Genomic DNA, 23,452 nt, shown 5'->3' on the forward strand with positions numbered 1-23,452 from the left:
CGGGCGCCGGAGACCCCGATGCGTGTACGGCAGGCTGAGCCCATCGCACGGGGGCGGTGGGCTCAGCGGTGGTGGCGCCGGTCGGCCACCCGGTTCACTTCTTGGGGCGCTTCTCCCGCACTCGGACGGAGATCCGGACGGGCGACCCGTCGAAACCGAATTCCTCACGCAGCCGCCGTTCCAGGAACCGGCGGTAGCCCGCCTCCAGGAAACCGGTGGTGAACAGCACGAAGGTCGGGGGGCGGGTGGTCGCCTGGGTGGCGAACAGCACCCGAGGCAGCCGGCCACCGCGCATCGGCGGCGGAGTCGCGGCGATCACTTCCTTCAGCCAGGTGTTGAGGCGGCCGGTCGGGATGCGTTTGTCCCACGATTCGAGCGCGGTTTCCATGGCGGGCACCAGTTTCTGCACCGCCCGGCCGGTATGTGCGGAGATGTTCACCCGCTGCGCCCACGGCACACGGATCAGGTCGCGATCCACCTCGCGGTCCAGTTGCAGGCGGCGGTCCTCGTCGACCAGATCCCATTTGTTGAACGCCAGCACCAGCGCCCGCCCGGAATCGGCGACCAGGCTGATCACCCGCAGATCCTGTTCGGTGATCGGCTGCGAGGCGTCGATCAGCATGATCGCCACCTCGGAGGCCTCCAACGCCGATTTGGTGCGCAGGGAAGCGTAGAACTCGGTACCGCTGGCATTGGCGACCTTGCGCCGCAGCCCGGCGGTATCGACGAACCGCCACACCTTGCCGCCCAGTTCCACCAGCGAATCCACCGGGTCGACGGTGGTGCCGGCGATATCGTGCACCACCGACCGTTCGTCCCCGCTGAGCTTGTTGAGCAGACTGGACTTGCCCACATTCGGTTTCCCGACCAGCGCCACCCGGCGCGGCCCGCCGACGCCGCCGGTGCCTTCGCGCGGGGTCTCGGGCAGCACTTCCAGCACATCGTCGAGCAGATCGCCGGTACCCCGCCCGTGCGCCGCGGACACCATCCGCGGTTCGCCCAGGCCCAGCGACCACAACGCCGCCGCATCGGCTTCGACGCGCTGGTCGTCGACCTTGTTCGCGACCAGGATCACCGGTGTCTTCGCCCGCCGCAGCACCTTCACCGCGGCCTCGTCCGTGGCGGTGGCGCCGACCACGGCGTCCACCACGAGCAGGATCGCGTCGGCGGTGTTCATGGCGAGTTCGGCCTGGCGGGCCACGGACTGCTGCAGCCCCTTGGCGTCGGGTTCCCAGCCGCCGGTGTCCTGCACCCAGAACCTGCGGCCCGACCAGCTCGCCTCGTAGGAGACTCGGTCGCGGGTTACGCCCGGCACATCCTCGACCACCGCCTCACGACGGCCCAGAATCCGGTTGACCAGCGTCGATTTCCCCACGTTCGGGCGGCCGACCACGGCCAGGGTGGGCATCGGCAGGTGATCGGCGGCTTCCGGATCGCCGGCGAGATCGGTGATCTCCCAGTCGGTTTCGTCGCTCCACACGCCGTCGCCGGCGAGTACGTCACTCATCGTGTCCCCGCTCATCCGCCGGCTCCCCGGCGCCGCATCGCATGCCGTTCGCGGGGCCGGTCCAATTGCCGGGCCACTTCGCGATACAGCTCCTCGATCGTTTCGTCCATGGTCAGCTCGCTGGTGTCGACCTGAACCGCGTCCTCGGCGCACCGCAGCGGCGAGACCGCCCGGGTCGAGTCCAAGCGGTCGCGGCGCTGCACATCGGCGAGCACCCCGGCGTAGTCGTCCCCGCGGCCCTCCGCGATGTTCTGCTGATTACGCCGATGCGCCCGCGCCTGCGCGGACGCGGTCAGGAAGATCTTGGCGTCGGCGTCGGGCAGCACGGTGGTGCCGATATCGCGGCCCTCGACCACGATCCGGCCGGCGCTCACCGCGATCTCGCGCTGCAAGGCCACCAGTTGTTCGCGGACCTCCGGCACCGCCGACACCGCCGACACCGCCGCGGTCACCGCCGGACCGCGGATCTCGGCCCGCACATCGTCACCGTCGAGTTCGATCAGCTCGTTCTCGGGATCGGTGCCGATCCGCAGCGGCATATCGGTGACCGCCTCGATCACGGCCGCCGAATCGGCCGGGTCGATCCCGGCGCGCAGCACCCGCAGGGTCGCGACCCGGTACATGGCCCCGGTATCGAGGTAGCGGGCCGACAGCCGAGCCGCCAGCCGCCGCGAAACACTGGATTTCCCGGTGCCCGAGGGCCCGTCCATCGCCACCACCAGCGACCGGTCGCCCGCCGGGTTCGCGACGACTCCGACCGGAGCTTCCATACCGAACACGTCGGCCCCCTTCACAGTGACACCGCCTCGTAGAGTTTGCCGATTTCGTCGCGGCCCAGGACCCGCAGGGTGCCCGGCCGTTGATCGGCCAGTACCACCGGGCCGATATGGGTGCGGACCAGCCGGACCACCGGGTGACCGACCGCGTCCAGCAACCGCCGCACGATATGTTTACGCCCTTCGTGCAACACCACCTTGACCAGGGAACGTCCCGCGTCGACCTCGAGGACCTGGAATTTGTCCACGGTGGCGGGGCCGTCCTCGAGTTCCACACCCTCGCGCAGAATCTTGCCGATCGAGCGGTGCACCTCACCCTGCACGGTCGCGAGATAGGTTTTCGACACCTGGTACGAGGGGTGCATGAGCCGGTGTGCGAGGTCGCCGTCGTTGGTGAGCAGCAGCAGCCCCTCGGTATCGGCGTCCAACCGGCCGACATGGAACAGCCGTTGCCCGGCCGCGACCCGCTCGGCGACGATATCGCCCACACACGGGCGGCCCAGATCGTCGGACATGGTCGACTGCCAGCCCTTGGGCTTGTTCAGCGCCAGATGCACCAGTTCCTCGCGCACCACCACCCGGATACCGTCCACGCGCACGACGGCGTTCTCCGGGTCGATACGCAGGCCCTGTTCCCGCACGATGATGCCGTCGACCTCGACGCGACCCTGATCGATCATCTCCTCGGCCGCCCGCCGCGACGCGACACCGGCCTTCGCCAGCACCTTCTGCAGGCGTTCGCCCTCACCCCAGGGCATCTTCTCGTGGCCCGGCCCCTCCGGTTCCACATGCTGGTGGCGGGCCGGTTTGGCGTTGTTCAGCTGCGGTGTGCCGCTGCCGGAGCGGGCGGTCTGGCTCTTCCGTGCCGGTGCCCCGCCACCGGGCCGGCCACCGGCCCGCGAGCCGGGAGCGGAACCACCGCGCCCGGCAACCGAGTAACCGGGGCGTCCTGCCCCGGCGGAACCACCACGTCCGGATACCGCGGAACCACCGCGCCCACCGGCACCGGGACCACCGCGGCCCGCCGCACCACCGGTTGTGGGCGACCCACCACGTCCCGCGGAAGCCGCGCCGGTACGGCCGGTCGCAGGCGACCCACCCCGCCCGGGCGATTCGTACCCACCACGCCCGGGCGAATCGAAACCACCCCGGCCGGCTACGGGCCGGCCATCACGGCGACCGGCCGGCGTCTCCGGGCCACCGGCGCCGCGCCCCGGCCGCTGAACCTGTTCGCTGCGCGCCCCACGCTCGGTGCTGCGCGTTCCCCCGGCACGTCCGCCGCGCGGCGGCTCGGCGCCGCGCCCGTACCTGGGCGGCTCACCACCGCGGCGGGCCTCCCCCGCCCCACGCGGCGCGCCGCGCCCCCGACCGGCCCTGCTGGGCTGGTCACTACGTTGTCTACGATCCGGTGTGCCATCTCGGCGAGCGGGTGTATTCACGATTTCCTGTTCAATCCTCGGCGCCGAGTTTCAGATCTTCCTCGGCGGGTTTGCGCAGTCTGGTGTAACGGGGATCCGTCTCCAGACTGTCATTGATCTCATCGATCAGGTCGACGCCCGGTAGCAGGGGCGCCAGCGGCGGCAGATCGTTCAGCGACGCCAGCCCGATACGTTCCAGGAACAGTTCGGTGGTGCCGTAGAGCGTGCCGTTGGTTTCCGGGTCGGTGCCCGCCTCGGTGATCAAACCCCTGGCCAGCAGGGTGCGCATCACACCATCGACATTGACACCGCGCACCGCGCTGACCCGGGCCCGGGTCACCGGCTGCCGGTATGCCACCACCGCCAGCGTCTCCAGTGCCGCCCGGGTCAACTTCGACCGGGCGCCGTCGAGCAACATACGCTCCACATACGGTGCGTACTCGCTGCGAGTATAGAAGCGCCACCCGTCCCCGGCGAAACGCAGATCGATCCCACTGCGCCGCGCGGCCAGCTCCCCCGACATCTCCCGCAGGGTTTTCTCGACCCGGCCAGCCGGTTCGTCCAACGCGGTCGCCAGCTGCTCTACCGGCGCGGGAGTGTCCACGACGAGCAGGATCGCCTCGAGCGCCGCCCGGAATTCGGCATCGTCCAGCGGCTCGGGCGCGAATTCGGTCACACTCCCCTGATCACGCTCCGCTACCGCCTCCGGGCCTGACTCGCTCATGCTCTGCCCTTCACGGCCGAGCGAGGGCCCTCCGTGGTCACGCTGCGCTACCGCCTCCGGGCCTGACTCGCTCATCCGTAGTCCTCCTCGATTGTTACCGGCGCGGCTTCGGCATCGTCCCCGATCCAGCGGACCGCGAGGGGGCCCAGGGGGTCGGGCTGGTCGAACTCGATCGACTTACCCCGGTAGAGCTCGAGCAACGCCAGGAATCGCGCCACGATCTGGATCGGCGCCGCGCAATCCGACACCAGATCGGCGAAAGTGGTCCAGATGCCGGCGCCGCGGGCCTGCAGCCGCTCCAAGACCAGGGTGGCCTGTTCGGCGACCGATATCGCGTGCGCGTGCAGATGGTCCAGGCCCACCGTCGGCACCGGCCGCGGCCGGAACGCCGCCGCGGCGATCTCGGCGAACGCAGCCGCGTCCACCCCCAGCGTCACTTCCGGCAGCAGCCCCGCGAACCGCTCCTCCAGGCCCACCGCCCGCGGATACCGGCGCAGCGCGGCCGCCTCGAGTTCGCCGAGCAGTTCGGCCACCTGCTTGAACGCCCGGTACTGCAGCAACCGCGCGAACAGCAGATCCCGCGCCTCCAGCAGTTCCAGATCGTCGGGATCGGTGACCTCCCCCGAGGGCAGCAGCCGAGCCGCCTTCAGATCCAGCAGAGTCGCCGCGACCACCAGGAATTCGGTCGTCTGATCCAGGATCTTGTCCGTGCGCAGCGAATTCCCCGGCTCGGCCAGCCCGGCGGTGAGCGCCTTGGTGTAGGCGATGAATTCATCGGTGACCTGATGCAGCGCCACCTCGGTCACATCGAGACGGCGCTGCGAGATCAACTGCAACAGCAGATCGAACGGACCCTCGAAATTGCTCAGCCGCAGATGGAAACCGGTTTTCTCCGGCGCCGCGGCCGCGGTGTCGCCGGGTTCGCTCGTACTCGACGGTGCGGGTCCGGGTGCCGCGCTCACCGACCCGACCGGTGGATGACTTCCCGTGCCATCGCGCGATACGCCTCGGCCCCGCTGGATTTCGGCGCCCACGTGGTGATCGGCTCACCGGCGACACTGGCATCCGGGAACCGGACGGTCCGCGCGATCGCCGTGTCGTACACCAGGTCCCCGAACACCTCCACCACACGGGCCATCACCTGACGGGAATGCAACAGCCGGGCATCGAACATGGTGACCACGATGCCGTACAGGCTCAGCCGCGGATTCAGCCGGTCCCGCACCTTCTCGACGGTGTCGTTGAGCAACGCCAGCCCGCGCAGCGAGAAATACTCGCATTCCATCGGGATGATCACCCCGTCGGAGCAGGCCAGCGCGTTCACCGTGAGCAGTCCCAGCGAGGGCTGGCAGTCGATGAGGATGTAGTCGTAGCGGTCCCGGATCGATTCCAGCGCCCGCCCCAGCGACTGTTCGCGGCCGACCTCGTTCACCAGCTGGATCTCGGCGGCGGACAGGTCGATATTGCTGGGCAGCAGATCGAGGTTCTCGACCTTGGTCTGCATGAGCACATCATCGGCCCGAACGGGAGCGCCGATCAGCAGGTTGTGCACCGTCAGGTCCAGGTCGTGGTGGGCGACACCGAGACCCGCCGACAGCGCGCCCTGCGGGTCGAGATCCACCAGCAGCACCCGCCGGCCGTATTCGGCCAGGGCGGCACCCAGATTGATGGTCGAAGTGGTCTTGCCGACCCCGCCCTTCTGATTGCACATCGCCACGATGAGCGCATTGCCCTCGTGCGAGGGTTCGGGGGGATCCGGGACCTGGCGCAGCGGCCGCCCGGTAGGACCCAGTGCGGCGTCGGCGGGGACGGGTTCGGGGCCCGCGCCCCACACGGACGCGGCGCGCTCGTCGTTCTCGGCGCCCCTCGGCGGTTCCGCCGCTCCGACAGTCGTCACGATCCGTTGCTCCTTATACGTTCCTGCCCGTCACCTCGTAGAGCGTAACGAGGCCGATCAAGGCACGGTCTCGCTTTCGCCACGGTCCGGCTCCCCTAGACGCTACCTCTTGACAGCACTTCAGCGCCCGGTGTGGCAACGGCGTGTTCCTTTCCCGCACCGGCCTGCCCGAAACGCATCATCGCAAGTCATCGCGCCCGGGGGTGTGCGGTGGCCCAGACTTCGCGCAAGGTACCCACGGTGACCAGCGTGTAGATCTGGGTCGTCGTCACCGACGCGTGACCCAGCAGTTCCTGTACCACCCGCACGTCGGCGCCGCCGTCGAGCAGGTGGGTGGCGAACGAATGCCGCAGTGTGTGCGGCGAAACCGTGGCGGTGATCCCCGCGTGTTCCGCGGCCCGCTGCAGGACTTGCCAGGCACTCTGCCGCGACAAGCGACCGCCACGAACATTGAGGAACAGCGCGGCGGCAGCGCCCGGCGCGCGGACTCCGGCGCGTCCGCGGGCCGCCAGCGCCGGACGCCCACGGACCAGATACGCGTCCACGGCGTCCAGGGCAGGCCGTCCGACCGGGACGATCCGCTGTTTACCGCCCTTGCCCCGCAACATCACCGCGCGACCCGTGAGGTCGAGATCGTCGATATCGAGCCCCACGGTTTCCGAGATCCGCGCACCGGTGGAATACAGCAGTTCCAGCAGTGCGCGATCCCGCAGCCCACGGGCCCCGGCATCACCACCGGCACCGGTATCCGCGCCCACCGCTTCCAGCAACCGCAGGACCTGGTCCACCGGTAGCGCTTTCGGCAACCGCTGCCCCACCATGGGCGGCTTCACCGCATGCGCGACATCGGCGCTGATCAGCCCCTCGGCGGCGGCGAAACGATGCAGGCCGCGCACCGCGATCAGGGCACGCGCCACCGACCCGGGTGCCAGCGGCGGATGCCGCTCGTCGCCCGCGCGCAGCGCGACCGTGAATTCCCCGATATCGAGCCCGGTGACGGCCTCGAGCTCACCGATGCCCCGGTCCTTCAGGAACTCCTGGTATCGCCCCAGGTCGCGCCGGTAGGCCGACAGTGTGCTGCGCGCGGCGCCCCGCTCCACCGCGAGATGGTCCAGGTAGACGTCGATCTCGCGCACCGCATACCCGCTCAGTCCGAATCCCGCTGCGCCGCCTGGCGACGCAACAGCGCGGTGGGCAGCCCGGGCCACGCCGCGCCGGGCGGCCGCAGTGGCAACTGCGCCGCTTCGGCGGCACGCAGGGCCAGCAGCCCGGCGACCGCGGTGGCGTTCACGATCTCACCGGCCAGGGCCGCGCGGACGGCATCGTCCAGCGGCATCCGCACCAGTTCGAGATCGGCTTCCTCGTGTTCGGGCGGAGGCCGGTGGGTATCGGTGAGCCCGCGTGCCAGGTACACCCGCAGCGCCTCGTCGGTGAACCCGGGCGACAGCGCCACATCCACCAGCACCGACCACTCCCGCGCGGCGAGCCCGGTTTCCTCGGCGAGTTCCCGCTGCGCCGCTTCGAGCGGATCTTCCCCGGCGATATCGATCAACCCGGCCGGCAGCTCCAGCAGCCGCTCCCCGAGCGGATGCCGGTACTGGCGGATCAGCACGACCTGGCCGTCGTCGTCCACCGCCACCACCGCGACCGCGCCGTGGTGCTCCACGACCTCCCGCTCCACGACCCGCCCGTCCGGCATTTCCACCTGATCCAGCCGCAGGGCCACGATGGCACCGCGGTAGACCAGCCGGCTGTCGACGGTCCGGAAATCGTGGCTGCCCGGCTCGAGGACGCTCACGAGGCCCGCTCGGCGGTACCGGCCATTTCCTGCTCCCCGGGGATGTCCACGGGCAGCCGTTCGGCCAGTTTGTACCGCAACGCGGCGGCGATCAGTTCGGCGAACAGCGGATGCGGCCGGGTGGGCCGGCTCTTCAGTTCCGGATGGGCCTGCGTGCCGACGAAGAACGGGTGGACATCACCGGGGAGTTCGACGAACTCCACCAGATGCCCGTCCGGCGAGGTGCCGCTGAACCGGAGCCCGCTGGTGGCGATCTTGTCGCGGTAGGTGTTGTTCACCTCGTACCGGTGCCGGTGCCGTTCGGAGACCTCGGTGGCGCCGTAGGCCCGGGCCACCACCGACCCCTTCTCCAGCACCGCCGGGTAGGCGCCCAGCCGCATGGTCCCGCCCAGATCGGCCTCCCCGGCGACGGCCTGTTCCTGATCGGCCATGGTGGAGATCACCGGGTGCTCGGTCCCGGGTTCGAATTCGGCGGAATTGGCATCCGTGAGCCCGACCGAGCGCGCGGCCTCGATCACCATGCACTGCAGACCCAGGCACAGCCCCAGCAATGGCAGCTTGCGGGCGCGGGCATGGCGGATCGCACCGACCTTGCCCTCGATACCGCGGATACCGAAACCGCCCGGGATCAGCACGGCGTCCACATCGCGCAGCGCGGCCTGGGCACCGGCCGGGGTCTCGCAGTCGTCGGACTGCACCCAGCGCAGTTTCACCTTCGCGCGGTGGGCGAACCCGCCGGCCCGCAGCGCCTCGGTCACCGACAGATACGCGTCCGGCAGGTCCACGTATTTACCGACCAGCGCGACCTCCACCGTTTCCCGCGGCGTGTGCACGCGGTCGAGCAGATCACCCCAGACGGTCCAGTCGACATCGCGGAACGGCAACCCGAGTTTGCGCACCACATAGGCGTCGAGCCCTTCCCGGTGCAGCACCTTCGGGATGTCGTAGATCGACGGCGCGTCCGGCGTGGAGATACACGCGTCGACCTCCACATCGCACATCAGCGCGATCTTGCCCTTCAACCCGGCCGAGACCTCGCGGTCGCAGCGCAGGATCAGCGCGTCGGGCTGGATACCGATGCTGCGCAGCGCCGCCACCGAATGCTGGGTGGGTTTGGTTTTGAGCTCACCCGACGGCGCGAGATACGGCACCAGCGAGACGTGCAGGAAGAAGACGTTGTCGCGGCCGACGTCGTGGCGGATCTGCCGGGCGGCCTCGAGGAAGGGCTGCGATTCGATATCGCCGACCGTCCCGCCGATCTCGGTGATCACCACATCCGGTTCCTGTCCCTGCAGGTCCGGGCCGCGCATCGCGAGGATGCGCGCCTTGATCTCGTCGGTGATATGCGGGATCACCTGGACCGTATCGCCCAGATATTCGCCGCGGCGTTCCTTGGCGATCACCGACGAGTAGATCTGGCCGGTGGTGACGTTGGCGTCCTTCGACAGGTCGCGATCGAGAAACCGCTCGTAATGCCCCACATCGAGATCGGTCTCGGCGCCGTCCTCGGTCACGAACACCTCGCCGTGCTGGAACGGGTTCATGGTGCCGGGATCGACGTTCAAATAGGGGTCGAGCTTCTGCATGGTGACTCGTAGCCCCCGCGCGGTCAGCAACTGACCGAGGCTGGAGGCGGTGAGACCCTTACCGAGTGAAGAGGCGACACCACCGCTGACGAAGATGTGTTTGGTGGCTGTGCGCGCCTGAATCCGTGTATGACCCACGGGTCTTCACAGTAACACGATATCGGCGCGGTATTCGACCGCCACTCCCGGTTAACCACCCGATCGCCCGGCCGGGATCCACCCGGAAACCGCAACCGTGACCCGACCGGCACTCACTTGCGCCCCGGCGGTACCACCGGCCACTTCCTCCACATCCGCAATCCCAGCGGGAAACCGAAAACCTGCCTGCTCCGAAGTACCCCTGAGTGCTGAACGGTTGCGCTGACCTCCCCGCACCACGGTCAGAGGCCTGACCACCCGGCACTCCGCCGTTCATCGGCCGCACAGCACACCACGACCGATAGCCGCCCACAGGAGCGCCGCACCGGACCCGGACCTCGGAGTGCCGCGATCTCCGACGCCACCCTCCCCTCGCGCGGCGAACCCCGCCGCGACCGCCCCGCCGGTGTTCAGCGGCCGAGGCGACCGGTCTGCACGGCCGCTGGCGTCAGCTTCGCCCGCATCGGGGCCGGTACCGACCCGAGTGGAGTTTCTCCGGCGTGGACTGGACACGGCCGTCGCCGGCATCGAGCCGGCGCCCGGATGGCGAGAACGTCCTGCAACCCCACGGGACGACCTGGAGTGCGGAGGCTGCGGCCCCCTCTCGGACCACCCTGTCTCCACCTCCACCCGGCTATCCGGCGCGTGCGAGTACTTCCCGGCCCCACAGCTCGGCCCGGGTCAACATCTCCTGCGCGCCGGCCAGCATTTCGGTGCCGTGCCCGGCCGCCAGGATCGCGACGATCGCCGCGCCCAGCACGGCCAGGATCAACAGCGCCGCGAGCACGCCCGGGAAACGGTTGCGGTACAGCGTGGCCACCGCGCCGGCATCCATGATCGATTCCCCGACCTTCAGCCGGGTCAGGAAGGTCGCCGGATTGCTTTCGCGGCGGCCGCGGTCGAAGAACTCCTCCAGCGAAGCGCTCGCGCCCGCCGTGACGACCAGTGCAGCGCCATGGTGATGCGCCAGTAGCAGCGCCAGATCGGCGGGGGTCCCGGAGCACGGGAACGTGGTCGCACCCAGCCCCAGTTCCTTGACCCGCTCGAGTCCCCCGGCGCGGCCGTCCAGATCCGCGGGAATGATCAGTTCGGCGCCGCTGGTCAGGGTTTTCGCCGTCAACTCGTCGGGATTCGCGACGATCAGGTCCGGCCGGTAACCGGCTCGCCGCAGCGTTTCCGCACCCACGCCCACGCCGATCATGACCGGGCGGTATTCCTTGATGAACGGTTTGAGCTTCCGCAGATCCTCGGCGTGACCGGCACCGGCGCCGACCACCACGACCTGCCGCCCGCTCAGCTCGAGGTCCACCTCCGGTACGCCGATACCGTCCATGAGCAGCGACGATTCCGCCCGGAGGAACTCCAGCGCGTCCCCGGCGAACGATTCCAGATGTTCGGCGAGCCCGTGCCGCGCCTCGCGCATCCGCTCGGTGATCGCGTCCTCGTCCAGTTCGAGGCATTCGACCAGCGCCTCCGGCTCCTTCCGGGTGAACCGGTCGGCGTAGACGACACCGTCCTTGATCCGCACCCGGGTACCGTCCTTGATCCGCCCGAACGCATCGGAGCTCACGGTGTCCAGCAGCAGCACACCCCCTGCGACCAAAATCTCGGGCCCGGTATTCGGGTACCGGCCCGAAATCGATGGGGAGGTGTTCACCACCGCCGCCACCCCGGCCGCCACGAGCCGTTCGGCGAGGGTTTGATCCAGGTCCATTTCGTCCAGGACGGCGATATCGCCCGGTCCGAGCCGCGCGAGTAGCCGCCGGGTATCGCGGTCGACCCGGGCCGTCCCGGTCCGGCCGGGCAGTGTCTCGGAGTTCTTCGACAACAGCGCCAGCATCTTCATGCAGCGATGATGTCGGGAAACCCTCAACCTTTGGTGAAGACACGCCGCCGACCGCCGCTCTTCGGTCTCGATCGGGCAATCGAACAGTTACCCGGCGTTCCGGTGCGCCCGGCCGACACCCCGCGGAAGCCCGCCGGTCCGCGCCGTATGCTGCCGGGCACAGCTATTCGAAGAGGAGACTCCCATGGCCAGCACCACCGTCGACACCGTGATCGCCGCCCCGCGCGCGACCGTGTACCGGCTGTTCGCCGACCGCGAGAGCATCAGCCCCTACCTCGCGGTGAATGTCACGCTCGTGCAGCCGGGCGCGACGGAACGCGAAGGTGTGGGCGCCCAGCACAAGATCGGTGTGGGCCCGGTCGGCGTGGTGGAGGAGATCACCGCCCTCGTCCCGAACGAGCGCATGGAATACAAGATCGTCAAGGGCGCTCCGGTGAAGAGCCATACCGGCGTCATCACCTTCGCCGATGCCGGCAACGGCACCCGCGTCGTCTACACCATGACGTCCGAGCCCACCCTGCCGGTGCCCGCCAAGGCGCTGGAGGCCGGCCTGAAGGGACTGATCAACCAGTTCATCGCCGCCGCCCGCAAAGCCGTCCGCTGATCCGCAGACCGGCCGACCGCCGGGAAAGATCCCACCTCGGTGACACCGCTGTCGCCGCCCGTCCCGGTCGGTGCCGCGGCGCAGTTCGGCCGCCCGCCGGCTGCGCCGGACACCGACACCGGTCGGCGGCCGCTCGGCGGGTCCCGGCGATCCCGATCCGCTGAGCTCGGCCGGTATCTTCGCGGTGATATCGGTACAACCGGCACGGCCACCTCGCCACCCGTGCGAAGGGGGTCAGCGGGCCGCCATCCGTTCGGCACGGGCGATATTGAGCAGTTCCCAGGCGTGCGCGCGCCCCGTTTCGGTGTCGTCCAGCCCGGCGAGCATCCGGGCGAGTTCCACGATGCGTTCGTCTTGTGTCAGCGCCCGGACCCCCGAGTTCACGGCGCCCTCACCGTCGTCGGATTTGTTCACCACCAGATGCGTATCGGCGAACGCGGCCACCTGCGCCAGGTGGGTCACCACGATCACCTGGTGCGTACGGGCCAATCGCGCCAGCCGGCGCCCGATCTCGACCGCCGCCCGGCCGCCGACACCGGCATCCACCTCGTCGAACACCATCGTCACACCGTGTTCGTTACCCGCCAGCACCACCTCGAGCGCCAGCATCACCCGCGACAGCTCACCGCCGGACGCGCTCTTGCTCAGCGGCAGCGACTGCGCCCCGGAATGCGCGGCGAGCCGTAACTCCACCTCGTCCACCCCGGCCGGCCCGGCGTGCAGTTCGGTGCCGTCGATCAGCAGTGGTGCCGAATCCTGCGGCCCGGCCGGCACCGGGCGCACCTCGACCTCGAGCCGCGCCTTACCCATCGCGAGCCCGCTGAGCTCTTCGCTCACCGCCGCCGCCAGCGCACCGGCCGCCGCGGTGCGCGCCTCCGACAGTTTCACCGCCGCGGCCCGCACCCGTTCGGCGCCCGCCTCGACCTCCGCGGCCAGCGCCGCCAGCGCCGCCTCCGACACGTCGAGCGATTCCAGCTTGGTCCGCGCCTCGTCCGCCCAGGCCAGCACCCCGTCGATATCGGGTGCGTATTTGCGGGTCAGCGATTTCAGTTCGGCCTGCCGGGTCAGCATGGAATCCAGCGCACCGGGGTCCGACGGCAGATCGGAGAGATAGCCGCTCAATTCGGTGGTCAGATCCACCACCACCGCGATCGCGTCGGCCAGCCGGGGCGCCAGCGCCGCCAGCGCCGGGTCCTCGGAACCTTCGACCCGCGACCGCGCGACGCCCAGCGCGTCCAGCGCCCCGGCATTCTCCCCCGGATCGTCCTCCGGCCCGGCCAGCGCCTCGTGCGCGGTCGCCGCCGCCTCCCGCAGCGAATCGAGATCGCTGAGCCGGCGGATCTCGGCCACCAGGCGTTCGTCCTCACCCGGCTCGGGTGCCACCGCATCGATTTCGGCCAGCGCCTGGGTGAGACGTTCGGCTTCGGCCGCCATCTCCCGGCTACGCGCCGTCCGTTCCAGCAGCGCGTTGCGCGCGTCCAGCCAGGCCCGCCGGTGCTCGGTGTACTCCTGCAGCAGCGGCCCCACCGTCGCGTCCGCGAACTGATCCAGGGCGCGCAACTGCTGTTCGGGCCGCTGTAATCGCAATTGGTCGTTCTGCCCGTGCACGGTGAGCAGCGGCGAGGTGAAATCCGCCAGTACCGACGCCGGCACCCCGCGACCCCCCAGATGCGCCCGGGACCGGCCGTCGCTGCCGACCGTGCGGATCGCGATCACCGTACCGTCGTCGTCGGCCACCGCGGCCGCGGCTTCCAGCACGCGCTCCGCCTCCGCGCGCGCGGTCGTGTTCACCTCGTCGAGGGTGAACCGGCCCTCCACCACCGCGCGGTTCGCGCCGAGCCGCACCCGCCCGGCATCCGCCCGCGCCCCGCTGAGCAGGTGCAGACTGGTCACCACCATCGTTTTGCCCGCGCCGGTTTCCCCGGTGAGCACCGTCAGCCCTTCGTGGAATTGCGCGGTGGCCGTGGAGATAACGCCCAGTCCGTCAATTCGAATCTCTGTCAGCACGTGTGCCCTCCGTTCGCCGCCGGCCCCGCCAACCGGTTACCGGCAGCTCGAACTTGCGCACCATCCGGTCTGCGAACGGCGCGGAATCCAGCCGCACCCACCGCACCGGCTCGGCACCACGGACCGCTTCGACCCGGCCGCCCCGCGGCAGTGCGAGGGTGCGCCTGCCATCCAGGAAAACTATCGCATCGTGGCCGGTGGCAACGGATTCGACCGCGATCCGGGAATCCGGGCTGGTCACCAGGGGGCGGGCGAACAGGGCGTGGGCGTTGCTCGGAATCACCAGCAGCGCTTCCAGTTCCGGCCACACCACCGGCCCGCCGGCCGAGAACGCGTACGCGGTGGAACCGGTAGGGGTCGCGACAAGGATTCCGTCACAACCGTAGGACGACACCGGCCGGCCGTCGACCTCGAGCACCACTTCGAGAACGCCCATCCGGGCGGCGTTCTCGATACTGGCCTCGTTCAACGCCCAGCCACGTTCGATGATCTCGTCGTCGAGCCGCACGCTGACATCGATGGTCATCCGTTCCTCGACCCGGTAATCCCGGCGCACCACCTGCGCGAGCGCCTCGTCGAGATGTTCGGCCTCGGCTTCGGTGAGAAACCCGATGCGACCCAGGTTGATCCCGAGCACCGGGACGGTGACGTGCCGCGCCAGTTCCGCCGCCCGTAGCAATGTGCCGTCGCCGCCGAGCGCGAGCACCATCTCACAACCCAGTGCCGCGTCCGGCTCGTGCGCCACCACCTGTACGGGGTAACCCCCGGATTCGGTCACCGGTTCGGAACCGGCCTCGAACCGGGTGCTGTAGGCCTCGTCGGCGAGGACGCGCAGCCCGATCCCCGCTTCCGCGCAGATCTTCGCGACCCGATGCGCCGTTTCGCTGATCTCGGCGCGCCCGGGATGGGAAACCAGCAGGATCTCCCGGACCGTTCCCGCGCTCATCGGGGGCCTTCTTCGACCGCCAGCCGCACCATTTCCGCCACCTCGCCGGCCGTATCGCCGGGTATGTCCTCCCGGCGCAGCCACAGAAAGTATTCGACATTCCCGGACGGTCCCGGCAGCGGGCTCGCCACCACCCCCACCGTCCGCAACCCGGTCTCGGCCGCCGTAGCGGCCACCGCGCACACCGCCTCGGCACGTAACTGCGGGTCGCGCACCACACCTCCCGAACCCACCCGGTCCTTGCCGACCTCGAACTGCGGTTTCACCATCGGCACCAGATCCGCACCGGGCGCGGTGCACGCCGCCAGCGCCGGCAGGACCAGGCCCAGCGAAATGAACGACAGATCGGCGACCACCATGTCCACCGGCCCGCCGACATCCTCGGGCGTCAGCGACCGCACGTTGGTCCGGTCGAGAACGCGCACCCGCTCATCGGTACGCAACCGCCACACCAGCTGCCCGTAACCGACATCGGCGGCCACGACCTCCCGTGCCCCACGGCTGAGCAGCACATCGGTGAATCCGCCGGTGGAGGCCCCGGCGTCCAGGCAGCGCCGACCGGCGATCCGCAGGCCACGTGGTTCGAAGGCATCCAGCGCGCCCAGCAATTTATGTGCCCCGCGCGACGCCCACGCGACCTCGTCGACCTGTTCCTTGACCACCAGGGGAGTCCCGGCTTCCACCGCCGTCGCCGGTTTCACCGCGACCGCACCGTTGATCAGCACCCGGCCGGCCCCGATCAGTTCCACGGCATGGTCGCGTGACCGCGCCAGTCCGCGGCGGACCAGTTCCGCGTCCACCCGCGCACGCCTGGCCACCTCAGATCTTGTCCACCGTCGCCAGAGCCCGGACCAGCACCTCGTGTGCCTGTTCCAGGATGTGCGCCCGGCGGGCCAGGTCGGTACCGGCGGTTTCGTCCCCGGACGCCGCACCGGCGGCCGGCCCGGTGGCGAGTTCGGCGAGTAGTTCTCGGACTTCGGCCCGGATCTTCTCCGGATCGGCGAGTTCGCCGTGCCCGGAGGCTCCGGGCAGATGCTGACCGGGCAGCGGCACCCGGGCGGTGCCGGGCGTGTTCGGGCGAGGAGTCGGGGTAGTCATCGTGCAGTCAACGCTATCGGATTTCCGAACGGGGCGCGCGTACCCTCAGGGCCCGGCCGGGCTGCGCGAGCAGCGCGCGCCGGATCGCGTCCGGCTCGTCGATACCACCGGCCACCGGCGCACTGTTCAGCGCGGCCAGGCTGCCGGCGATATAGGTCGGCCACCGATGCTCCGGCAGTCCGGCCAGTTCCTCCACCGTGCTCACCCCGGTGAGGACCAGCAGCGAGTCCACGGCCACATTCTCCGCGCCGTCGATATCGGTGTCGAGCCGGTCACCCACCACCAGCACGGCGCGGGTGCCTGCCCGCTCCAGGGCGTTTTCCAGCAGCGGCGGATAGGGTTTACCGGCCACCACGGGTTCCCGGTCCGAGGCGGCGCGCAAGGCGGCCACCATGGCACCGTTCCCCGGCGCCAGTCCTCGTTCGTTCGGCAGGGTGCGGTCGGTGTTCGCGGCCACCCACAGCGCACCCGCGCGCAGGGCGTACGACGCCTCGGCCAGGTCGGGCCATGCGGTCTGCGGTGAATGCCCCTGCACCACCGCCACCACCGATTCGGCCGCGCGCCGTACGGGTTGCAGTCCGGCCGCTTTCACCTCGGCCGCCAGATCGTCGGTCCCCACCACCAGTACCTCGGAGCCACGCTCGACACGTTCGGCGAGCAGCCGCCCGGCCGCCTGCGCGCTGGTCACCACATCGGTTTCCGCCGCCGGATAACCCATATCCGCGAGATGAGCGGCCACCGAACCGGCGGCCCGGCTCGCATTGTTGGTGACGTACACCAACCGCTGTTCGCCTCCGGCCAGTTCCGCCGGCCCGCCCTCGATCACCGCCGATCCGCGGTACAGCGTTCCGTCCAGATCCAGCAGCAGCGCTTCGTACCCATCCCGCAACCGCGGCGTTCCACTCGCATCCCGCACACCCCGGACCCTACGTCGTCCCCCGCCACCGCCCCACGCCCACTCCACGGGCTAGCACACATTTCCACGGGACCCCCGCGCCAGTACACCCCGTCCACGGGAACCTGCAGTCAGGACACCGCTTCCGAAGCGCGATGATTTCCACGGCAAGAACTGGACGCCCGATTACGGGTGTTGTTCATCGCACTCGGACCCGTCCGGTTCGCCTCGGAATACACCGAACCGAGCGACCTGCGCGCGGGTGACCGATAAGTTTCCACCGCGAACGGCGTCGTATCAGCGGACACCTGCTCGGTCGCGGCCCCGCGACCCGAGACACTCGATTGTGGAGGACATATGACCGCGGAACCAGTTGATCAGAGCACCGAACCGCATCTGCTGGAAGTCGGCGGGGACACACTCGCGGTGGTTCACGGCCGAGTCTCCCCCACCGAGATCCGCACCTTCTTCGATACCTCGTTCGGCCGCCTCGCCACAGTTCTCGGCGAGCAGGGGACGAATATCACCGGACCCGCGCTCGCTCTCTACGGCACCGCCACCGAGCAAACCCTGGAGATCACCGTAGGCTTCCCGGTGGACCGGGAGATCCGTCCGGACGCGGAGGTGGTCGCCGGCCGGCTCCCCGCCGGGCGAACCGCTCGCCTCGTGCACCATGGGTACTTCGACGAGCTGGGCCAGAGCTGGGACCGGCTGCATTCCTGGATCACCGCCCAAGGGCTGAGCCCGGCAGGCGCGCGCTGGGAGGTCTACCTCACCGAACCGAATCCGCATATGGACCCGGCCGACCTCCGCACGGAACTCAACTGGTCCATCGCTCCGGCGTGATCCCAAAATCCCGAGGTGGTTCCATGGACCAGACGGGGGACCAACCGAGCAATCCGCCCGAGCGCCCTGAAAATCCCCCGCCGAACGCGATCAGCTCATAGCCCGCAGCGCCGCTGTACACGGTGCGGTCCAGCCTTCTTCCGTATCGGCGCCGACGTGCTTCGGCCTTCGAGGTCTTCCAGCCGAGCGACGGGTACGCCGTCGTCGGCACCTGCAGTCCAGCTGCGGCGGCACAAGCCGTGATTCGTGCGCCGCACGGGCAGCGTAACCGCGGCCGTCAGGACCCGCCGGTCAACTCCGCCGCCCGCTCCTCGGCATCGGTTTCGCCGTCGAGATCGGCGGCCGCGGCATTGAAGAACCAGGTCAGGCCTTCCTCGGTACGTCCAGCCGCGACCAATGCATCGGCGTAGGCGTAGAACAGCCGCGCGGGTCCGGAACCCGTGCGGGCCGGATCGAGGTCCGGGGTCTGCAACGTGACCACCGCTTGGTCGTACTGGCCGAGGTCCATCCGGGCGCCGGCCACCACGATCCGCAGCTCGATCGCTTCGTCACCGGTCAATGCCCGGCCTTCGTCGCTGCGCCCGATCTCGATGGCACGCTCCGGCCGGCCCAGGCCGCGTTCGCAGTCGGCCATCACGGCCAGCAGCCCGGTACCACCCGCCATCCGCCGTGCGGCCCGCAACTCCGACAGCGCCTCGGCCCACTCCCCGGCATGGTAAGCAACCACACCGGCTGTCTCGCGAACCACGGCTATCCGGCCGGCGCGCTGCCGAGCGGCGCGGGCATGGGCCAGCGCCAGCCGTGGGTCGTCGTCCAGCACTTGGGCCGCCATTGCCAGGTGTCGTGCCACGGTATCCGCATTGCCTTTGTCCAGGCTCAGCAGATCACGCCGAACGGTCGAGTCCAGATCGCTCGCCTGCACGTCGTCGGGCAGATCCGGCTCCTCGGGCCGCGGCGGCCGTCGATCGATTCCCCGTGCGGCACCTTCGCCACCACGGCGGCGGGGCCCCTCGGGGCCTGCGCCGCGCGAGCGCTCCGCGGGCCTGTTGCGGTCGAATGAGCGCCCCGCCCCGCGCTCCGGCCCGCCGGAGCCGCCGCGCGCACCGAACCGTCGCTCTTCCCCACCCGGACGCGATTCCTCGCGTGCGCCGAATTCCCGTCGCCCACGATCCCCACCCCCGCGCGAATCCCGGTCGCCCGGCCGATCCTGCGCCCGGAAATCGCTCCGCTCGCGGTAACCGCGTTCCGGCTTCTCGCCCCCCGGCCGCGAGTCGCGGTCCCGGTAACCGCGGGAATCATCCCGGCCGCCTGATGACCCGGACGCATAGCGGTCGCCTCGCGCTCCTTCGGAGCGGAAACGGCCGCGTTCCTCCGCGCCACCGGTGCGCCCGCCACGCTCACCCGAAGCGCGCGGGCGTTCGGACCGGTTCCGGTCGTCTCGCACCCCACGTTCCCCGCCGAAGGAGCCGCGAGGTCTGTCGCTACCGCCACCCGACCCCGGACGACCGCGGTTCTCCCCCCGCGAATCGCCGGGGCGGTCACTATGTGCCCCGCCCGTCGTACCGTTGTCCCGCCGGAAACCGGCGCGCTCGTCCCCACGTGGCCGGCGCTCGCCCCCCGCTCCGCCGGACCGGGGCGCGTCTCCGCTGCGACCGGACCCGTTTCCCGCCCCGGAAGAATTACGCCGGAACGGTTTCCGGCCATCGCTCTGTTCCGGCACGGCGGATCCCTCTCTCAAATGGAAATCGGCTGAACGAACACGGTGAACATATGCTCACGCCAAGTTTACGGGTCAGAACCCGCTACAGAAATGCCGGAAGGGGACCCAGAATCTGGGTCCCCTTCCGTGAAAGTATGTTCCGGCGGTGTCCTACTCTCCCACACCCTGTCGAGTGCAGTACCATCGGCGCTGGCAGGCTTAGCTTCCGGGTTCGGAATGGGACCGGGCGTTTCCCTGCCGCTATAACCGCCGTAACTCTATGAAACTGTCCACAGACAGCGCACTCACACCCTCCCCACGGTTCAATCCACGGGTTCGTGTGGTGTCTGCTGTATCTGTGTGTTGTTTCAGATACTGCACAGTGGACGCGTAGCAACCTTTGTTTGTAAGCCCTCGGCCTATTAGTACCGGTCACCTCCACCAGTTACCTGGCTTCCAGTTCCGGCCTATCAACCCCATGGTCTGTAGGGGGCCTTAACCACTCTAGGTGGTGGGAAACCTCATCTTGGAACAGGCTTCCCGCTTAGATGCTTTCAGCGGTTATCCCTTCCGAACGTAGCCAACCAGCCGTGCCCCTGGCGGGACAACTGGCACACCAGAGGTTCGTCCGTCCCGGTCCTCTCGTACTAGGGACAGCCTTCCTCAAGTTTCCAACGCGCGCGGCGGATAGAGACCGAACTGTCTCACGACGTTCTAAACCCAGCTCGCGTGCCGCTTTAATGGGCGAACAGCCCAACCCTTGGGACCTACTCCAGCCCCAGGATGCGACGAGCCGACATCGAGGTGCCAAACCATCCCGTCGATATGGACTCTTGGGGAAGATCAGCCTGTTATCCCCGGGGTACCTTTTATCCGTTGAGCGACACCGCTTCCACATGCCGGTGCCGGATCACTAGTCCCGACTTTCGTCCCTGCTCGACATGTCTGTCTCACAGTCAAGCTCCCTTGTGCACTTGCACTCGACACCTGATTGCCAACCAGGCTGAGGGAACCTTTGGGCGCCTCCGTTACATTTTGGGAGGCAACCGCCCCAGTTAAACTACCCACCAGGCACTGTCCCTGAACCAGATCATGGTCCGAGGTTAGAGGTCCAATACGACCAGAGTGGTATTTCAACGACGACTCCACACACACTGGCGTGCATGCTTCACAGTCTCCCACCTATCCTACACAAACCGTACCGAACACCAATACCAAGCTATAGTGAAGGTCCCGGGGTCTTTTCGTCCTGCCGCGCGTAACGAGCATCTTTACTCGTAATGCAATTTCGCCGAGTCTGTGGTCGAGACAGCAGAGAAGTCGTTACGCCATTCGTGCAGGTCGGAACTTACCCGACAAGGAATTTCGCTACCTTAGGATGGTTATAGTTACCACCGCCGTTTACCGGGGCTTAAATTCTCAGCTTCGCGCCCAAAGGCGCTAACCGGTCCTCTTAACCTTCCGGCACCGGGCAGGCGTCAGTCCGTATACATCGTCTTACGACTTCGCACGGACCTGTGTTTTTAGTAAACAGTCGCTTCTCTCTGGTCTCTGCGGCCCACACCAGCTCAGGAAGTAAATTCCGTCACCAGCACGGGCCCCCCTTCTCCCGAAGTTACGGGGGCATTTTGCCGAGTTCCTTGACCACAGTTCTCTCGATCGCCTTAGTATTCTCTACCTGACCACCTGTGTCGGTTTGGGGTACGGGCCGTGTACCAACTCACTAGAGGCTTTTCTCGGCAGCATAGGATCACTGAATTCGCCTCAATCGGCTACGCATCACCTCTCAGGCTATATGAGACACGGATTTGCCTATGTCTCGCCCTACAGGCTTACACCAGTACAACCACTGACTGGCCCAGCTACCTTCCTGCGTCACCCCATCGCTTGACTACTACAGCCAGGGTCGTGCGCAGCCACATCCGGCCTCCCGAAGGAGGTCCATCCGCTTTTGGGCACTTAGCACAACTGATTCGCCATTGGGCGCGGATACACGGGTACGGGAATATCAACCCGTTGTCCATCGACTACGCCTGTCGGCCTCGCCTTAGGTCCCGACTCACCCTGGGCGGATTAACCTGGCCCAGGAACCCTTGGTCATTCGGCGGACGAGTTTCTCACTCGTCTTTCGCTACTCATGCCTGCATTCTCACTCGCGCAGCCTCCACAACTAGGTCACCCCGCTGCTTCCCTGGCTACACGACGCTCCCCTACCCAGCCACACCACTGCACACCCTCCCGTAGAAGAGTGCGGATGTATTGTGTGACTGCCGCGGCTTCGGCGGTGTACTTGAGCCCCGCTACATTGTCGGCGCAGGATCACTCGACCAGTGAGCTATTACGCACTCTTTCAAGGGTGGCTGCTTCTAAGCCAACCTCCTGGCTGTCTGCGCAATCCCACATCCTTTTCCACTTAGTACACGCTTAGGGGCCTTAGCCGGCGATCTGGGCTGTTTCCCTCTCGACTACGAAGCTTATCCCCCGCAGTCTCACTGCCGCGCTCTCACTCACCGGCATTCGGAGTTTGGCTGATTTCGGTAAGCTTGTGGGCCCCCTAGACCATCCAGTAGCTCTACCTCCGGTGAGAAACACGCGACGCTGCACCTAAATGCATTTCGGGGAGAACCAGCTATCACGGAGTTTGATTGGCCTTTCACCCCTACCCACAGCTCATCCCCTCAGTTTTCAACCTAAGTGGGTTCGGGCCTCCACGACGTCTTACCGTCGCTTCACCCTGGCCATGGGTAGATCACTCCGCTTCGGGTCTAGAACACGCGACTCAAACGCCCTATTCGGACTCGCTTTCGCTACGGCTACCCCACACGGGTTAACCTCGCCACATGCCACTAACTCGCAGGCTCATTCTTCAAAAGGCACGCCATCACCCCCAGCAGCAAGCTGCTCGAAGGCTTTGACGGATTGTAAGCGCACGGTTTCAGGTACTATTTCACTCCCCTCCCGGGGTACTTTTCACCTTTCCCTCACGGTACTAGTCCGCTATCGGTCACCAGGGAGTATTCAGGCTTACCGGGTGGTCCCGGCAGATTCACAGCAGATTTCACGGGCCCGCTGCTACTCGGGCACTCACTACAACAGAGAACATGTTTTCGCCTACCGGACTCTCACCGTCTACGGTTGGCCGTCCCAGACCAATTCGACTAACACGCTCTTTTCTGACTGTTGCTCATCACGGCAGTAACAAGAAAGTGAGCCCCACTACCCCACACGTGCAACCCCTGCCGGGTATCACACACGCATGGTTTAGCCTCATCCGCTTTCGCTCGCCACTACTCACGGAATCACATGTTGTTTTCTCTTCCTGTGGGTACTGAGATGTTTCACTTCCCCACGTTCCCTCCACACCAGCTATATATTCACTGGCGGGTAACACGACATCACTCGTGCTGGGTTTCCCCATTCGGACACCCTCGGATCACAGCTCGGTTGACAGCTCCCCGAGGCTTATCGCAGCCTCCTACGTCCTTCATCGGCTCCTGGTGCCAAGGCATCCACCGAACGCTCTAAAACACTTACAAAACAAAGATGCTCGCGTCCACTGTGCAGTTCTCAAACAACACACCCACTCGAATCGAACATCAGGACTTACCGGCCAAGCCAGCAGTATCTCAGAAAATCCGAGCAGATCGTTTTTTGCCTGGAAAGAACG

Annotated in this window: 18 protein-coding genes and 2 rRNA genes; 2 read left to right on the forward strand and 18 right to left on the reverse strand. The window is 67.8% G+C overall.

Translation table 11 applies throughout. The features are described from left to right. Window positions 1–94: 94 nt before the first annotated feature. From der to steA, 10 genes are all read right to left on the reverse strand, one after another. Window positions 95–1,522 (reverse strand): ribosome biogenesis GTPase Der, encoded by a 1,428-nt coding sequence (gene der / locus ACQEVO_RS19280; protein WP_432915169.1) that lies wholly within the window; start codon window positions 1,520–1,522, stop codon window positions 95–97. Continuing rightward, window positions 1,519–2,277, reverse strand: coding sequence for a (d)CMP kinase (gene cmk / locus ACQEVO_RS19285; RefSeq protein ID WP_432922814.1), 759 nt, complete (start codon window positions 2,275–2,277; stop codon window positions 1,519–1,521). Before cmk ends, der begins: the two co-directional genes overlap by 4 nt. Window positions 2,278–2,297: 20 nt before the next feature. Further along, window positions 2,298–3,722, reverse strand: coding sequence for a pseudouridine synthase (locus ACQEVO_RS19290; protein ID WP_432915170.1), 1,425 nt, complete (start codon window positions 3,720–3,722; stop codon window positions 2,298–2,300). Between the two features lie 10 nt (window positions 3,723–3,732). Beyond that, window positions 3,733–4,500, reverse strand: coding sequence for an SMC-Scp complex subunit ScpB (gene scpB / locus ACQEVO_RS19295; protein WP_432915172.1), 768 nt, complete (start codon window positions 4,498–4,500; stop codon window positions 3,733–3,735). Further along, window positions 4,497–5,387: a segregation and condensation protein A gene (locus tag ACQEVO_RS19300; protein ID WP_432915174.1), complete on the reverse strand. Its 891-nt coding sequence runs from the start codon at window positions 5,385–5,387 to the stop codon at window positions 4,497–4,499. The genes scpB and ACQEVO_RS19300 overlap by 4 nt, the downstream gene beginning before the upstream one ends. Beyond that, on the reverse strand, window positions 5,384–6,259 hold the full coding sequence (locus ACQEVO_RS19305; protein WP_432922817.1) for a ParA family protein: 876 nt from the start codon (window positions 6,257–6,259) through the stop codon (window positions 5,384–5,386). Before ACQEVO_RS19305 ends, ACQEVO_RS19300 begins: the two co-directional genes overlap by 4 nt. Before the next feature lie 251 nt (window positions 6,260–6,510). Further along, the gene (locus ACQEVO_RS19310; RefSeq protein WP_432915176.1) at window positions 6,511–7,458 is read right to left on the reverse strand and encodes a site-specific tyrosine recombinase XerD; all 948 of its coding nucleotides are present in this window, start codon (window positions 7,456–7,458) and stop codon (window positions 6,511–6,513) included. 11 nt (window positions 7,459–7,469) lie between these two features. Further along, a complete protein-coding gene (locus tag ACQEVO_RS19315) occupies window positions 7,470–8,120 on the reverse strand; it encodes an NUDIX domain-containing protein (protein ID WP_432915178.1) in 651 nt (216 codons plus the stop codon). Further along, the gene (locus tag ACQEVO_RS19320) at window positions 8,117–9,844 is read right to left on the reverse strand and encodes a CTP synthase (RefSeq protein ID WP_432915180.1); all 1,728 of its coding nucleotides are present in this window, start codon (window positions 9,842–9,844) and stop codon (window positions 8,117–8,119) included. The genes ACQEVO_RS19315 and ACQEVO_RS19320 overlap by 4 nt, the downstream gene beginning before the upstream one ends. A 634-nt stretch (window positions 9,845–10,478) precedes the next feature. Then, a complete protein-coding gene (gene steA / locus ACQEVO_RS19325; RefSeq protein WP_432915182.1) occupies window positions 10,479–11,690 on the reverse strand; it encodes a putative cytokinetic ring protein SteA in 1,212 nt (403 codons plus the stop codon). Between the two features lie 184 nt (window positions 11,691–11,874). Here steA and ACQEVO_RS19330 point away from each other — a divergent pair, with 184 nt between their 5' ends. Next, window positions 11,875–12,294 carry an SRPBCC family protein gene (locus tag ACQEVO_RS19330; protein WP_432915184.1) on the forward strand — a complete coding sequence of 140 codons (420 nt, stop codon included), beginning with the start codon at window positions 11,875–11,877 and terminating at the stop codon, window positions 12,292–12,294. Window positions 12,295–12,528: 234 nt separating this feature from the next. On the opposite strand, the gene recN is transcribed toward ACQEVO_RS19330, so the two are convergent. From recN to ACQEVO_RS19355, 5 genes are read right to left on the reverse strand one after another with little or no spacing between them, the layout of a single operon-like run. Beyond that, the gene (recN, locus tag ACQEVO_RS19335) at window positions 12,529–14,301 is read right to left on the reverse strand and encodes a DNA repair protein RecN (protein ID WP_432915186.1); all 1,773 of its coding nucleotides are present in this window, start codon (window positions 14,299–14,301) and stop codon (window positions 12,529–12,531) included. Further along, window positions 14,279–15,247, reverse strand: coding sequence for an NAD kinase (locus ACQEVO_RS19340; RefSeq protein WP_432915188.1), 969 nt, complete (start codon window positions 15,245–15,247; stop codon window positions 14,279–14,281). Before ACQEVO_RS19340 ends, recN begins: the two co-directional genes overlap by 23 nt. Next, window positions 15,244–16,065, reverse strand: a complete 822-nt coding sequence (locus tag ACQEVO_RS19345; protein WP_432915190.1) for a TlyA family RNA methyltransferase — start codon at window positions 16,063–16,065, stop codon at window positions 15,244–15,246. The genes ACQEVO_RS19340 and ACQEVO_RS19345 overlap by 4 nt, the downstream gene beginning before the upstream one ends. Before the next feature lies 1 nt (window position 16,066). Continuing rightward, window positions 16,067–16,345 carry a hypothetical protein gene (locus ACQEVO_RS19350; protein ID WP_432915192.1) on the reverse strand — a complete coding sequence of 93 codons (279 nt, stop codon included), beginning with the start codon at window positions 16,343–16,345 and terminating at the stop codon, window positions 16,067–16,069. 13 nt (window positions 16,346–16,358) lie between these two features. After that, window positions 16,359–17,261, reverse strand: coding sequence for an HAD-IIA family hydrolase (locus tag ACQEVO_RS19355; protein ID WP_432915194.1), 903 nt, complete (start codon window positions 17,259–17,261; stop codon window positions 16,359–16,361). Window positions 17,262–17,597: 336 nt separating this feature from the next. Here ACQEVO_RS19355 and ACQEVO_RS19360 point away from each other — a divergent pair, with 336 nt between their 5' ends. Continuing rightward, window positions 17,598–18,086: a GyrI-like domain-containing protein gene (locus ACQEVO_RS19360; protein ID WP_432915196.1), complete on the forward strand. Its 489-nt coding sequence runs from the start codon at window positions 17,598–17,600 to the stop codon at window positions 18,084–18,086. 277 nt (window positions 18,087–18,363) lie between these two features. On the opposite strand, the gene ACQEVO_RS19365 is transcribed toward ACQEVO_RS19360, so the two are convergent. From ACQEVO_RS19365 to ACQEVO_RS19375, 3 genes are all read right to left on the reverse strand, one after another. Then, on the reverse strand, window positions 18,364–19,530 hold the full coding sequence (locus tag ACQEVO_RS19365) for a hypothetical protein (RefSeq protein WP_432915198.1): 1,167 nt from the start codon (window positions 19,528–19,530) through the stop codon (window positions 18,364–18,366). Between the two features lie 413 nt (window positions 19,531–19,943). After that, window positions 19,944–20,060, reverse strand: a 5S ribosomal RNA gene (rrf, locus tag ACQEVO_RS19370). Between the two features lie 127 nt (window positions 20,061–20,187). Next, window positions 20,188–23,321, reverse strand: a 23S ribosomal RNA gene (locus ACQEVO_RS19375). Between the last annotated feature and the right edge of the window lie 131 nt (window positions 23,322–23,452).

It is taken from the genome of Nocardia sp. CA-290969 (genome assembly GCF_050936135.1).
Lineage (GTDB): Bacteria > Actinomycetota > Actinomycetes > Mycobacteriales > Mycobacteriaceae > Nocardia.